We start from the raw sequence: 14,045 nt of genomic DNA on the forward strand, positions 1-14,045 counted from the left end.
AAGAAGGACTAGACTATGGAACTGAAGGACGAAATCATCATCAACGCCCCGAAAGATCGCGTCTATGCGGCACTGAATGATCCCGAGGTGTTGAAACAATGCATCCCGGGTTGTGAAGAACTAATCAAGCATTCTGATACTGAACTGGAGGCCAAGGTCTTGCTTAAAGTAGGGCCCGTCAAGGCGCGGTTCGGAGGCAATGTCACCCTGGACCAGACCGGCGCCCCTGATGCATTCTCGCTGTCTGGTCAGGGCAATGGTGGTACCGCTGGTCATGCAAAGGGTGGCGCAGATGTGACGCTGAGTGCAGACGGCGACAAAACGATCCTGCGCTATGAAGCAAAGGCCGAGATTGGCGGAAAACTGGCTCAGCTCGGCAGTCGTTTGATCCAGAGCACAGCCAAGAAGCTCGCAGGAAAATTCTTCAAGTCCTTCGCTGATGTAGTGAATGAAGGCGCGATGATTTGATCTTATTGGGTGGAGATGAAGTAGTTCTGTAAGCTTGCTCCACCCGCGAACGACCAGAAAGGCAACTTGTACCGCCTGCGCAACTGCCTGACGTCATCGCTAATGGGACAGTTTAAGTCGATTTGATAAGAGAGGGTTTCTGGCTCATCGTAACCGCCAAGGAGTGGAGATGAGAAAGCAACCCGGAACCAAGCAGAGCCACGGTGAGAAGGTCGTAAAGGACATTCCCCGTGCGACCCGCAAACAGTATTCCGCAGAGGAAAATATCAGGCCGTTCCGGATGACCGGAAGGGTGAGGATAGCATGCCGAGTTTTGCCGCTGTGAAAGCATTGCACAGAGCCTCTACTGCAGCTGGTCCAAGGAATTCCTGGAATCCGGCAAGAAACGCGTGGCAGGTGATACGGCCCGCGCGGCGACTTCCACCCAAGTAAAGGATCTGAGACGGGAAGCCCGTGATCTAAAGAAAGTTTTTTGCTGAATAGGCCTTGGAATTGCGCCTGCTCAAAGAAAGCGTGATCGCGGATGGGGGCGACGACGAGCGGGGCTCAAGAGTTTCCCTTTGAGGCTACCGTCAGGAACAATTTGTCCAAAGTCAAATCTGAAACCGCGTGTTTCAGCCGCTCGGTCTCTCTCTAACGCCGTTTCAGTTCCTTCAACTGGTCTACGCCCATTCCACCGTTCTTCTTTCTCCAGCAGTAATAGGTTTGTTCAACAACCCCGATCAGTCTGATCGCATCAAGACGGGACATGCCTTGCCCCATAAGAACTTCAACCTGCCGCAACCACGAGACAATCTCTTCTGGCTTCGGTCGCTAGTTTGCCATTCTCATTCATCCGTTTCCTAAACATATCGGTGGACCAGTTCAGTTGGGGAGGCTCACATCTCTTCTGGACTTTCGAAATGATGCAAGTTTTCAGCATTTGTCCCAGGATTGGCGGCGCGAAAGCATGCAGCGGCGTTACGTTTACAATTTCGATTGGATGGGGCGGCCAATTATCCAATATCCGCAGGATATAGTCGCCTTGCAAGAGATAGTATGGGAGACAAAATCCGATGTTATTCTTGAGACGGGCATCGCCCATGGTGGCTCTTTGATTTTGTCCGCGTCATTGCTGGCCATGCTCGACTATGCTGACGCTGTGGAAAGCGGAGATTTGCTTGATCCGGCTAATCCGAGGCGACGCGTCGTCGGCATTGACATCGATATTCGTGCACACAACAAAGTCGCGATGGAACGCCATCCGATGGCCTCCCGGATCACTATGATCGAGGGATCCTCGACTGCGCCAGACACTATCGCGCGTGCCAAGGATGCTGTGGGCGACGCAAAAAGAGTCATGGTTTGTCTCGATTCGATGCATACCCACGACCATGTTGTCGCCGAAATAGAGGCATAAGGGCCTTTGGTTGCCTCAGGTTGCTATTGCCTGGTTCTTGATAGCTTTGTAGAAAACATGCCGCGGGGATTCTTCGAAGACCGCCCTTGGGATGTTGGGAACAACCCCAAAACGGCTCTGCACAGCTGGTTAAAGGACAATCCCGATTTCACCATTGATCGCGATATGGCGACTAAACTGCAGGTGACCGTTGCACCTGATGGATTTTTGCGTAGGGATTAGATTTGACGGTGAAGACTTTTATGTGGTCGCGATCAGCAGGGCCATGCACTTAGCTTTCTTTTTGTTGGATAGACGCCGTTCAATTTGTTCCCGTTGTTGCGACACCGTGAACAAGATCGGTGCACTTAAGGCTTTGTTGCGTGGACTAACATCGCTAGAGCGTCCTATCGAAAAACTGAAGCGCCGGGATTCCCATGAGAACTGAATTGTAATTCATCGTTTATGAGAGGATGGATCATAACAGCACCATTGCCAGATGCGTTTCGGTCGCGGCTTCGAAAGTTGATTGAAGAATGGTTATGCGGGAGCGCGACGGCGTTATGGTTGTAACTTTCGCCTGCAACCGGCGCACGCACAAGGTTTACGGTCCGACGAACTGGACGATTGAAGGCCGCGCCGCAGGGTCGACCTTGCAGTGAAAGCATTCTTGATCCCCATCGCTCATTTCTTATCGAACGGATTGAGCAAGACGAAGACACAACCATGCCTGAACTAGCCAATGTACTGGCATATACGACCGGTGTGCAATCACACCCTAATGCGATGACAGGTTTCCGAGCAAGTTTGGCTTTAAGTACAATAGAAGACGCTGATGGCCACCGAGCGACGCTACACACGGACAAGGGGACAACGCTACGACTGGTCTACCCGCCACCCGCCAGCTGTCTCGGCCAAGCCAGATCGCGTTGGAGCAAGGACATTCACTGAAATGTTCGACGCCTTCTCAGAGATATGCGCTCTCTTCTCACCAGAAGAATACTGGAACCACTTTAGGGCTGCCAGATATGTCTCAAGTTAAAAGCCGGAGGTTTAAATTGTGTGTTCAAGTCGTTGTATAGCAAAGTCATGTGCCGGGGCTTGTGCTGGTTGGAAACGATTGCGTCTTGAACGTGTGCCTCTGATACGATTGAAGTTCTGAGTTCAACAACGCTGCGTCAGAATGGTATGGCAACTATGTGGCATAGCAGTTGAATAAAGGGGATCGCCGGTTGCACTGATGCGCTTTCCTAGAATAGTTCTGCGTATCTATTGATACAATCCAGATCGGTGGTTCGAATTGCCCTTCAGTCTTCACCTTAGTTCATCATTGCATGCTATAATCTTTCGACTGACACACCCAAGAAAGTACGTCGAAGCACGTAAACTTCGTTCTGCGGCAAAACACGCTCTCGAGAAGAAGAACTTTCGTTCAGCGTCGGGGACGATTTTGAAGGCGTTGAATTGTAATCCAGCGCTGAGGAATGGCGCGCAGCTTCTTGCCAAAGCAAAGGCTGAGGACGTGAGAGCAGGAAAGGCAGACTTAGTTGCAGAAGCGGAGATAGACCTTGTTCACGAAGTCGAACGGAAGCTTGAGACCCGCAGATTGTGTTCTGATGCAACGTTCGAGGCGCTGGCCGTCGTCAAGGCACTGCAACTTGATGCCGAACAGTCGCTTGACGCTCTTTCGCGTTTGAAATCGCGCCGCCGCCGCAAGGTACTGTCTTCTGCAATGATCGGCGTGTTGAGTAATGCGTTCGAGGATCGTAGCCATTTCCAAAAGTTCATTCAGTTGTTGGACCAATTTGGTGTGGCCGAAGAGGCAAATTCTCGCCGAAGTGTATTCAATATGTGGTTGGTGCACGAACTGAAATTCGGGGTGCCTTACAAGGGTGGACTTCCTCTTCTGGTTCCCGAAGTTTTTCAGAGGTTTATGCAAATCGTGCAGGAAGGTGATCCCGCCGTTGCTTCTTTCCCTATCGAATTGCAGAACCTTATAGAGGCAGGGCAGGTTGGCGGCGCGCATGGTGGTTCCCCCGTCGAGTCCAAAAAGGTGTTGGTCGTCTCTGACAACTGGAACTTTTTTCCGCTGGCTGCGAAGGCACTCGAGGACGATGGATTTGAAGTGCGTTACCTCGATTTTGGAATTATCAGGCAGGCGTTTCCCAATACGGATCGCAAACTGGGTATTTCGTACCAAACAAGGAGCATCGCCGGGCGACCCTCTGCGACCGCTATCCGTGAAGCGCTGGCAGACCGCAATCCGTTAGCGAGTGACCTTGTTGGTTGGGCTGATGTCGTTTTTTGTGAGTGGCTGACGGAGGGCGCTGTCTGGATGAGTCACTATTTGCAGGAAGAAAAGCCGCTGATAGTTCGTTTGCACAGCTACGAAGCATTTACGACGTACCCTCTGATCGCGAATTTTCGCAGGATCAATGGGTTGATATTCATTGCGCCACAAATTCGTAAGGTGTTGACTGCGCTGGTGGGTGAAAAGGCTCTTTTGGATACCGCTACAAATGTCATTCCCAATTTTAGAGATGTGTCGAATTTCAACTTTCTAGCGCGCGAGACGTTATCAATAAAGACCCTGGGTATGACGCAATACGCTTCCGCAAATAAGGACCCAATATTCGCTCTCGACATACTCAAAGAACTTCAGGTGCATGATCCATCCTGGAGGCTTCGTTTCGTTGGAAAGCCTTGGGGTAGCGATGTATCGGACTCTGAAGCGCAATATCAACTCAATTTCAAGAAAAGACTTTCTGAGTTTGGCGATAGCGTTTCAGTTGAAGGGTATACAAACGACATTGCTAGTTGGTACCGGTCGATCGGCTTTGTTTTATCTACGAGCCAAAGAGAAGGTAGTCATGAGAGTCTCGTCGAAGGCATGCTTACTGGTGCTATACCGGTTCTACGGAATTGGCCCATGATGGCACCTTTTGGGGCTCCCGAGTCAGTCTTCCCGGATCTTGAACGAGTTAATACTGCGGCCGAAGCAGCTGCATATATTCTTCAAGCATCCGATCAATACGAAATGCGCTCTAAAGCCGCTGCAGATTACGCCGTCGATTATGTGTCTATGGATAGGCCGGAAATTGAGTTGCCTCGGTTTGTCCGAGCCGTATGTCGGCCAGACCGCATTGGACAATCCGTGGTTGCTTCGTGACTGTTCTCATCACCGGAGGCGCTGGCTACGTCGGCAGCCATATCGCCTGAGAGTTTCTGGACCAAGGCGATTCTGTCGTTATCCTTGACAATTTGATGACGGGCGTCTGTGAAAATCTACCAGAATCGGCAGTTTTTGTTGAAGCTTGCGTTGGTGATGAAAAGGTAATTGCAGAACCACATTCTGGCATCCACACCATCCTGGTAATTGACCTACCGATTGCGTTGGGAAAATGTCAAAAATTTTGTTCTTTCTGAAAATGGTATGAAAAAAAGTAGCGGTAGCGTTCTTCTCGCTTTGTTTCTTACCCTCTCGAAACAAACAGCCATGGATTTCACGATCCTCAAGCGAGGTTCAGAAACGGACGTTGGAGTGGCGTCGGTTTTCCGCGGTTGGTTTGTGGCGGCCGACTTTCTAACCAACCACAAGAGTTAAGTCGGCCGCCTAAAGCTGTACGGCAGGCGCATTATCACTTGGTGCATGGCTTAAGAACTATATTAGCCGCAGCCGAAATGGAGGCTACGGCTAAATCTATGCTATCGGATTGGGCGCACCATCGATCTGTTTTGAAACGTGACGTAAGTTACTCTCCGTCCCGATTACAACTTCCGTGATCTTCTAGGTTTTTGGAACCGTGCGTAGACAACTCGTACTTCATCGTCGGGAAAAGAGTCAGAGTCCAGACTTCATTTGATGCGATGTGGATAAACGTCACACCATCAAGACCATGCGCAACCGTATGGGTCTTCGAATTCAACGGCTTAAACCAATCAAAAGCAGATAGAGCCGTTTCACCTAATCCTACGGGTGAAATGAGTTCCTGCGCGAAATTCACGGCAGTTCGTTCGCTTTGCAGTCGCTCGTAGAAGAAGCATTCCCACCATCGCAATGCATAACAGCAAAGTGGGCTACGTTCGCAGCATTTGAGGTCATTTATGGATGTCGGCTCGGAGCCAAATTCGTGGGCCCGCTGATTCGAGCTGAACGGCAGCTTTGGTCCGCTCACCTGCCACCTAACACTGGATTGTGAACGTCAGGAATGCGCGGTTGTGGCATGCTGCATGAACGAATGGCAGAGGTGGAATCAAAGGCAGGTGAGGGCTGTTACTTCAAATCGATGCCCACCGCAGAGAACGGCGAGAGAGAGCCCTTACCGGCCATTGCTAAAAATGTTCAGCGCTGCGGACGCATTAGACAGGCCTGCAGCCCAAAGCGGACATTCAAATCCAGGCATGGTGACTTCCAAGATGCGGACAATCTGCCGTTCGCTTTCATCCGCGCAATGCCTGAATCCGGTAAGCGATATTCTTTGAGGAAAGGTTTAACTATTTGGGAAACAGCAAGATAGCTACAAGTCTCACGCCCCAACCTTCGGGCCCAATATCGGGGCCGTCGGCCGAATAGCGTATCCCCCCGCATGCGCTGATAAGTTGATCCCCGAGTTGGGTAACTTTGGTGACAACACCGTTGATTGGCACAGACCATTGTTTGTTTTCCCAATCGTAGGTGGACTCAGTGTTAATAGTGAACGTCCACGCGTTCGAATTTGTGTAGGAAATAAATGGCTGTAAGAACGTCTGGTTGATGTCGGTGTCACCATCAATGTCCCAAATGTGATTTGTCAGGCCACCATATGTCCAGGGACCCTGTTGTTTGAGTGCCACGCCGGTAACTCCAGCACCCCACTCTCCGAGACCTAAGCTGTTATCTGTCGACGTTGGCAGCAGAAAAACGGGTCCAGCCCCCCAGATCCAACCGCCCGCACTTGGTTTTTTGGGCGAAAGAAATAAGCTTTGAACAGTATCTCCTAGCCCAGTCTCGGATCCAGAACCCGGTATGCCACCATCTATGGAGGCGATTGGGAGAATTGTTCGGGATATGACGTTCCAATCGTCCGTAAGATTAAAGGGTACAACCGGCTGTACATTCAATATCCAACGCGAACCGTTTCTGTCGGCACCCAAATTCTGATCATAGTTCAGCTGGAATGGCACACTAATCAGAGCGGCCACGGGGTTGGCAAGTTGCTTTGCTAGTTCTTCTTCCTGGGACTCTGCCCACGCAGTACCAGAAAGGACACCAACCCCGGCAAGTATGGAGCAGCGTAGCAACCTTAGTTTCATAGGCGGTCTCCTTTCAACTGGCCGTTTCCTCATGGGTGGCTTGCACTTGAGATCGCCAGATTGGCAATGACGTCAATGGCCCGCTCACAGTCCGCCACCGCCGAACTGGATGAAATTATTCAACCTGGTTGACTTATAGCCAAAATACTTGGTCGAAACTGGCTTTCAGACTGTCTCCATAAGCGTGTCCGAAAGCACATCCTCGGAGAGCGCCCCCGGTGCGCCTATTGCGACAAGCCTTGTTTCGGGTTTGCGGTCACCCCAAGCACCATCCCGTGCGATGTCCATTCGTTTTCCAACCACCTGAACAAGAATGCGATGATCTGGATCCTCCTCGCTGAAAACAAAACCCTTGAGGCGATAAACGTCGCCGGGAAGCTTCCGAATTGCACTCCGGAGGGAAGACAGGCTTATTGGGCGTTCAGCTTTCATCATAGTTGTTGAGAAGCTGTCTGAGTGATCAGAGTGGTGGCAACCACAATCTGGCCCATGTACGTGATGATCGGGTAATTCTGTTTCGAGCTGTTCGGCGGCAAAGCGACCGACTGAAAGAAGTATGTCCAGAGGGACGTCTGCGTTTACAGCTTCGACAAGACGATAGCGACGGAAGCGAGAGCCAAGCCAGTCGTGCACCTTCTGAACTGTGGCCCTGTCGACAAGATCAACCTTGTTCAAAATGACCATGTCCGAGAACGCAATTTGACGAAGCTTCAGTTCCATTTGTTCTGGCGCAGCAAATAGCTGTTCCGCATCGACAAGACACATAAGGTTGTCCAAGCGGATCATGTCCCGGAACCGTTGATCCGTAAACGTCATGGCGATTGACGATGGATCCGACACTCCGCTTGCTTCAAGGACGATGTATTCTGGTTTCTCAGGCCGAGCGAGAACAGCTTCTACCGTTTCAATCAGATCATCTCGTATCGAGCAGCAAACGCACCCATTAACCAAGCTCATCACATCATCTTCGAGGCCAACCACCAAGTCGGCGTCTACGTTTATTGATCCAAAGTCATTCACCAGAACTGCCACTCGCAATCCGTGATTGCCGGTAAGGATCCGGTTCAAAAGTGTCGTCTTACCGGCTCCAAGAAAGCCGGTAAGGATCGTAACAGGGATCGCAGAAGTCGAACCAAATTCAATCATTGTTCGATCTCCTCTCAGTCTTCATCACGCGAGCCGATTACATCCGAAACTCTGATGGTAAAGTCTTGCGGCCAGTCCCCGCCGGGTGCTCGGAAAACGTCAGTTGGGTAGTATTCGCGTGGATCGATCTCCATATCTCGATACTTCTGGTCTTGCTGGTCTGCGCGAGTGAGTCTTGGGTTCGGTAATGTGATTTCATCCGGAAGCTCAATACGCCCGGCCTCGGCCGCCGCAGCCAGTTCACGAAATGGTGGCACTGTACCGGATTTTCCGGGCAGTGCAGCTTTCCTGTACCAGATTGCATCCTTGGTCACGTTCACAACGGCTACATCGAGACCCCATTGGAACAGACCGTCATAGTGGGCGCGAATACCAGCCAGCATTTCAGCGTCGATGTCTTCATCCTGGGTATAGTGTGTCACCATTCCCAAACGCGGCCTTGTGTCAGCAAAGAGCTTACCCACGGCATAGTGGGAGGTGTGATGCGTATCGATAGTGTAGTTAAAGAGATCTTGTGGGATACCGTATTTGTAGGTCATCAACTGACCAATATCCTGCCCCGACATTTCGGTTACAAAGACATCAACGCCTTCGCCGTATTTTCGTGAAAGCTCATCTGGGCGACCATCGCCGGTCCAAACAAAGCTCAGACCATTCCAATCGAGCCGATAACCAACCGCACCGTCCTTGGCATGACTTCGCGGCCAAGACCGAACAGTCACACCGTCTTCGTCATAAACAAAACCACCTTCCTGGCGGAAATCGAATTCATTGACTTCGATCTCGTAGCCGTCCCCAATCGGGAAAACATCAAAGGCCTCCAGATGCCATTTGAGCATCTGTTGCATGCCTTTGACCATTCCGGCTGTGCCAAGCTCGGGCGTTCGACCTGACGGCCCATGGATGCGTAGTGGCGTGTAGCCACCCGACCAGGCACGGAAGGGGTAAATATACGGAATGTCGGCATAGTGGTCGACATGCAGGTGAGAGATGAAGATGTCGTTGATCAACTGCCCAGGCACTTGCATCGCAATGATGTTGCGGACACAACCGGACCCAAAGTCGAAGAAGAACCGTTTTCCATTCCCCAACTCCACCATGATACAAGTACCCGCCTGATCTTCGCGCGGCGGATATGGTGTTGAGCCGCAGAATGAGATGCGCATCTCATCTGGCCCTAATTCCTCACTCAGTGGGAAATAGTTCGCATTTGAACCCGTCATGTACTTCGTCGGACGGAAGTACTCCGGCAATGATATGCCGCCTGCGGGTCGACCACCATATGGGTTCTTGAGTGTCTCTCCTAGTGGGCCGTCTCCTTCGTGGGCCTCGGCAGTTCCTGCCGCAAACCCAGTCGCCCCTGTGGCAGCCGCTCCAGTGGCCAAGCCCTTTAGAACACTCCGCCGCGACGGGTCTTCAATTTGATCTGACGCCTGAACCTGTTTGTCGTCATGGTCTTTTCTATTGTCTTCCTTGGTCATGGATTGGTCCTCAGTTAGAGTATCTCACAGGTTGCGCTTCAACATCCGGCGAAGCTCGTTGATGAGTTCAGATTTGATGTGGACCCATTCGGCGCGCTCTGAGGCCGTTATCGATGTGTCTTTCGAAAACGCAGATGCTTTATTCAGGTCCTTGATGACCTCGCCGAGTAGTGCATCCGTTTCGATGCGCCTCGAGAGCACATCAGAAAGTTCCGGAATTTCTTCAATCAGGTCCACTGTCACTGGAATAATCCCGACACCCACTATCTATTCTCAAATCAAGATGAGTGCGGTTGACCACAAAGGCCAAGTGAGTCACCGTGAGTTGGGGGTGAGTTGACATTGAACAAATCAAATGATTTGCCAATAAATCAACAAGTTGGCCAACCTTCTTCGGAACTCATCCGGGAAGCTCTGAGTCGAATTGTATCAAGCGACGGGTTTCAAGCTTCACCCCGACTCACGCAGTTTCTCACCTATATAGTCGAGGAAACTCTATCTGGTCGAAGCGCTCAGATTAGAGGCAAAGCTATCGCTGTTGAGGTCTATGGGCGGCGCATAGATGGTACTGGTGGTCAAAACCTGGTTCGCGTTGAGGCTAGGCGACTGCGTCGTCTTTTACATCAGTTCTACGAAGATCACTGGGACGGCAACGGAGTTCGCATTTTTGTTGATCCCGGCGGATACAAGCCGCGGTTTTCATACGAATCTACAATTGAAGACCGTACATCAAGTGAACTGAAGAGCGACAATCCAGTTGGCCGTTGGCGTTCGCGGCAACTGCTGCCTGCTGGACTAGGTGTTGTTGCATTAGTCGCTGTGCTTGTCATCTGGATGAGCCAGGATAACAGGGAGGTTGTGCCGACAATTCGATCCATCGAGAAAGCAGAACGTGTGGCGCTTGGTGAACAATCATTGACGAGACTCCAGGCGGCCAACATTGCAGACCAAGCCCGAGGCATGTTTTTTCCCGTTTTTGATGTCAAACGTCAGCAGATAGCACTGGGAATGTTCCAGCACGCGATGGAACTCGATCCGGCTCTGTCCGACGGCTATGCCGGCTCAGCGCAGGTCCTGGCGATCCTGGCGGTGTTGTCGCCGGATGAATCACAAAGGGATGATTTCTCCAATCAAGCTTCAGAAATGTCTGAAAAAGCGCTTCAATTGTCCCCGGCCGACGCCTGGGCAAACAGCACAAACGGTTGGGTGCTGGCTGTCAAAGACCAGCCAAACGAGGCATTGAAATACGCAAGGATGTCGGTCGAACTGGCGCCGAATGATGGCCATATTCTCGACCTTGCAGGTATCACCGCCATCTTGGCTAACGCCCCGGAATTTGCCGCCGAGGTTAGCAACCCGGATAGACCCAAATCTGGATCCGGGAGGTTTGGTGCGAGAAACATCTGGGGCGTCTCGCAACTTATGCTCGGGAACTACGAAAATGTTGTTGAAGCTTTTCAGGGAGCGCCAGCTGCTGGAGCGCCAGTAAGTGCTCCTTCGCTCTTGTTCCAAGCCGTTGCGCACGATCAGTTGGGAAATTCAGAAGAAGCAAGACGGCTCGTTGCTGAAATGCGCAGGACATGGCCTGAGTTTCCGTCCGAGTTTCTCGCCGATAGAATTTTCCACAACGACATCAATACGCGGAATATAATACTGGAGACGTTAAGTAGATACTGACGAACGTTTCGCGACTATTGCCTCGAAACGAGCGTCAAAATCTATTCAAATAGTTCCGCTTTGAAAGCGTGAGATGTCGATAAAATCGGCGATAGTACCGGACTACGCCGTTTGTGGATTGAGGGTGGACATTGCAGACTTGCAGAGTCTGCCTGCCGCGCATAGCCGCCGCTCATGAGGCGCAGTGTTGCTGATGCAGCGAACGGCAGTTTGGTGGCCAATTTGCTGCATCAGCTAGAACTCATAAAGTGACTAATGGCGGTAGTGGCTCTATCTGCCGAAATTGTCTGGACTTTGGTCCGTAAGAAAGCGGTACTGAAATCGCCAATATTTGCCCGGAACAGCCGGGCTCCGCTCAGTACAGGGCGCAGGATCAGCCTGTGTCCTTAGAGTGGAGACATAAATGACAACTTCATCCGATACAGAAATCAATAAATCGCCTGCCAAATCCGCGCGAAACAAACTGACGCGTCAGCAACAATTGCAGAAACAGCTGTGCCGCAAGGCAGGTGCCACGATTGCGCAGATGCGGAACGCCTTTGGCTAACAACCGCATTCAGCACGCGCAGCGATTTCGATGATGCGCAAGTCAGGACATACTGTTGAGCGATCAGGATCTGACAAAAGCACAGTCTACCGGATTGTGAAGGCGCGCCGGTGGTTGGCGATGATCAATGATGGCAGAGCTTTCTCAGAAATCGTTCAAGAAGAAGGTACCTCCAAACGCCGGGTGCAGGATGTGGTCGATCTGGCCATGCTGGTGCCTGATGCTCTGGATGCCATCGATTCAGGCGAACAAACTGATGGCCTGACAATGGACTACCTGATCAAGTCGGGATTCCCGGCGATCTGGTCAGATCAACACAAGCGCTTCTCTGCCCTCTGATCTGCCGCCTCTCCGAAACACACCAAACTCGTATCGTCGGAATCGCGACCTGGGACTGTGGTCGGAAATCGACCACTGTTGCGCACACGCTCGGGTCTCAGTTGAAATTGCTGGATCTTAAGTCGCTGAAAACACGCTATAATCGGCGTGCAACTTCTCGGTATGTGATTTCCGGGAAATCATGGCTGGGGTGGTAGGATTCGAACCTACGATACACGGTACCAAAAACCGCTGCCTTACCACTTGGCTACACCCCAACGGTGAGCGGCTATCTACGACTGTTGCTTTCAGGGTTCAAGGGCTTTTTTGGACAATTTTGATGTGGATATGCAATTTAGTCTGATGGCGGTTGGATCGTCGGGATGGTCGAGTATTGGTCAGGCGATTGTTTGAGGCGAAGCTAGATCTCTAAAACGAAAATCCAACTGGCAATCCTTGGTTTTGCGGTCGCGAGATACAATCCGCAATGCGCTACAACGCTCGTTCCTGCGACTGCGTTTCAATAGCACAAGAATTGGATTAAATTATTGATTAATAGCGATAAAAATTACCTTTATCAGTTGAATGTCTTTGGCTTCGGACCTAGCTAGATAAAGTCCGCTAACCAGCACGAAAAAGGAGCGAGCAATGAAACTGAACCCGCAAGTTGCAGAAGCATTGAATAAGCAGATCAACAATGAGCTCCACTCTTCGTACACCTACTTGGCGATGTCGGCTTATTTTGAGGCGCAGGATCTGCCTGGATTCGCCAGTTGGTTTCGGGGGCATTCTGCCGAAGAGGAAACCCATGCAATGCGTATATTCGACTTTATCGCCAAGCGGGGTGGGAGGGTAAATCTCGACGGCATCGCAAAACCGCAAACGGACTATGGATCACCCGTTGATGTACTGGAGCAGGCGCTGGCGCAGGAGCAAACCGTGACGGGCCAGATCAACGCGTTGTTTGAGCTGGCGCATGAGGTCAAAGAATACAGCACACAGAATATGCTGAACTGGTTCCTGGCCGAACAGATAGAGGAAGAAGACCTGTTCACATCGATCCTGGATAAGGCCAAGGCGGCCAGCGGGGACCGATGGAACCTGCTGTTGTTGGATCAGGAACTGGCCAAACGCGGCAGCGCTGCAGGCGCGGAGTAGCTCAGTCGGCGCTGTCGCGCACGCACGTCATTCCCGAATCTCGGTGGGGTCGACCCCCCAAAGATTGCTTTTCAGGGTCCAGCCGCGATAGCCGCCTGCAGAAATGCGGCACCAATCGGGTGAGCACTTTTCAAGCCGGGCGACGACGCCGGTTTCAAAATGCGCATTCACCTGCGATTTGGGATCAGGCATCGCGTAAACCGGCAGCAAGTCGGCTTCGATAAGGACTGTCCGCACACCTGAAAGCAGCGCGTAATGCACCCAACCCCCGGCACCGTCTCGATCCTGAACCTTGCGCCAGTTTCCATATTCGGCCGTGATCTGCAGCGGCATGCCACGGCGTTTGAACACCCAATCGATTCGGTGAGTCAGCGAAGGGCCGCGACGGACATTACCCTCGGCGGCTTTCATCGAGACATATCGCGGAAGCGGTAGATTCGTCACTGGACCGCGTTTTTCCTGCGCGGACACGGCCACTGCGCCGAGCACGAGCAGGAAAACCGATATCAACACCACAAAATGGCGGTTCACTGAAAAACTAGCACTCACTGCCTGTCTGCTCTTATGCCTGTGGATCGTA

11 protein-coding genes, 1 tRNA gene and 2 pseudogenes are annotated in these 14,045 nt (G+C 51.6%); 7 read left to right on the forward strand and 7 right to left on the reverse strand.

Features of this window, described 5'->3' with window-relative positions; genetic code table 11:
* The first annotated feature begins 15 nt into the window (after positions 1-15).
* Complete coding sequence (locus tag ACR0EN_RS17235) at positions 16-468, forward strand: SRPBCC family protein (RefSeq protein ID WP_170625156.1); 453 nt, start codon at positions 16-18, stop codon at positions 466-468.
* 508 nt (positions 469-976) lie between these two features.
* Here ACR0EN_RS17235 and ACR0EN_RS17240 read toward each other — a convergent pair.
* Positions 977-1,263 (reverse strand): annotated as a pseudogene (locus ACR0EN_RS17240) (transposase); the annotation flags it as partial.
* A gap of 154 nt (positions 1,264-1,417) precedes the next feature.
* On the opposite strand from ACR0EN_RS17240, the pseudogene ACR0EN_RS17245 reads away from it, so the two are divergent.
* Together ACR0EN_RS17245 and ACR0EN_RS17250 are read left to right on the forward strand one after the other, a co-directional pair.
* Positions 1,418-2,089: pseudogene (locus ACR0EN_RS17245) on the forward strand (cephalosporin hydroxylase family protein).
* A 1,207-nt stretch (positions 2,090-3,296) separates the two neighbouring features.
* Complete coding sequence (locus tag ACR0EN_RS17250; RefSeq protein ID WP_170819308.1) at positions 3,297-5,015, forward strand: glycosyltransferase family protein; 1,719 nt, start codon at positions 3,297-3,299, stop codon at positions 5,013-5,015.
* Between the two features lie 1,325 nt (positions 5,016-6,340).
* Here the strand turns inward: ACR0EN_RS17250 and ACR0EN_RS17255 are convergent.
* The 4 genes from ACR0EN_RS17255 to ACR0EN_RS17270 all read right to left on the reverse strand — a co-directional run bounded on the left by ACR0EN_RS17255 (position 6,341) and on the right by ACR0EN_RS17270 (position 10,008).
* A complete protein-coding gene (locus tag ACR0EN_RS17255; protein WP_480587960.1) occupies positions 6,341-7,138 on the reverse strand; it encodes a transporter family protein in 798 nt (265 codons plus the stop codon).
* Between the two features lie 165 nt (positions 7,139-7,303).
* Positions 7,304-8,284 (reverse strand): CobW family GTP-binding protein, encoded by a 981-nt coding sequence (locus tag ACR0EN_RS17260; protein WP_480587962.1) that lies wholly within the window; start codon positions 8,282-8,284, stop codon positions 7,304-7,306.
* Positions 8,285-8,298: 14 nt separating this feature from the next.
* The gene (gene gntH, locus ACR0EN_RS17265; RefSeq protein WP_170819305.1) at positions 8,299-9,765 is read right to left on the reverse strand and encodes a guanitoxin biosynthesis MBL fold metallo-hydrolase GntH; all 1,467 of its coding nucleotides are present in this window, start codon (positions 9,763-9,765) and stop codon (positions 8,299-8,301) included.
* Positions 9,766-9,789: 24 nt separating this feature from the next.
* The gene (locus ACR0EN_RS17270; RefSeq protein WP_480587965.1) at positions 9,790-10,008 is read right to left on the reverse strand and encodes a hypothetical protein; all 219 of its coding nucleotides are present in this window, start codon (positions 10,006-10,008) and stop codon (positions 9,790-9,792) included.
* A 99-nt stretch (positions 10,009-10,107) separates the two neighbouring features.
* Here ACR0EN_RS17270 and ACR0EN_RS17275 point away from each other — a divergent pair, with 99 nt between their 5' ends.
* The 3 genes from ACR0EN_RS17275 (at position 10,108) to ACR0EN_RS17285 (ending at position 12,328) form a co-directional block, all read left to right on the forward strand.
* Positions 10,108-11,442 (forward strand): tetratricopeptide repeat protein, encoded by a 1,335-nt coding sequence (locus tag ACR0EN_RS17275; RefSeq protein ID WP_480587967.1) that lies wholly within the window; start codon positions 10,108-10,110, stop codon positions 11,440-11,442.
* A 403-nt stretch (positions 11,443-11,845) separates the two neighbouring features.
* Positions 11,846-11,989 carry a hypothetical protein gene (locus tag ACR0EN_RS17280; RefSeq protein ID WP_170392506.1) on the forward strand — a complete coding sequence of 48 codons (144 nt, stop codon included), beginning with the start codon at positions 11,846-11,848 and terminating at the stop codon, positions 11,987-11,989.
* 120 nt (positions 11,990-12,109) lie between these two features.
* On the forward strand, positions 12,110-12,328 hold the full coding sequence (locus tag ACR0EN_RS17285) for a hypothetical protein (protein ID WP_480587969.1): 219 nt from the start codon (positions 12,110-12,112) through the stop codon (positions 12,326-12,328).
* Positions 12,329-12,510: 182 nt separating this feature from the next.
* Here the strand turns inward: ACR0EN_RS17285 and ACR0EN_RS17290 are convergent.
* A tRNA-Gln gene (locus tag ACR0EN_RS17290) sits at positions 12,511-12,585 on the reverse strand.
* Positions 12,586-12,955: 370 nt separating this feature from the next.
* Here ACR0EN_RS17290 and ACR0EN_RS17295 point away from each other — a divergent pair.
* A complete protein-coding gene (locus ACR0EN_RS17295; protein WP_480587971.1) occupies positions 12,956-13,465 on the forward strand; it encodes a ferritin in 510 nt (169 codons plus the stop codon).
* A gap of 27 nt (positions 13,466-13,492) precedes the next feature.
* Here ACR0EN_RS17295 and ACR0EN_RS17300 read toward each other — a convergent pair whose 3' ends face one another.
* Positions 13,493-13,981: an SH3 domain-containing protein gene (locus ACR0EN_RS17300; RefSeq protein ID WP_480503753.1), complete on the reverse strand. Its 489-nt coding sequence runs from the start codon at positions 13,979-13,981 to the stop codon at positions 13,493-13,495.
* Positions 13,982-14,045 lie beyond the last annotated feature (64 nt).

The organism is Ruegeria sp. AB7 (genome assembly GCF_056542625.1).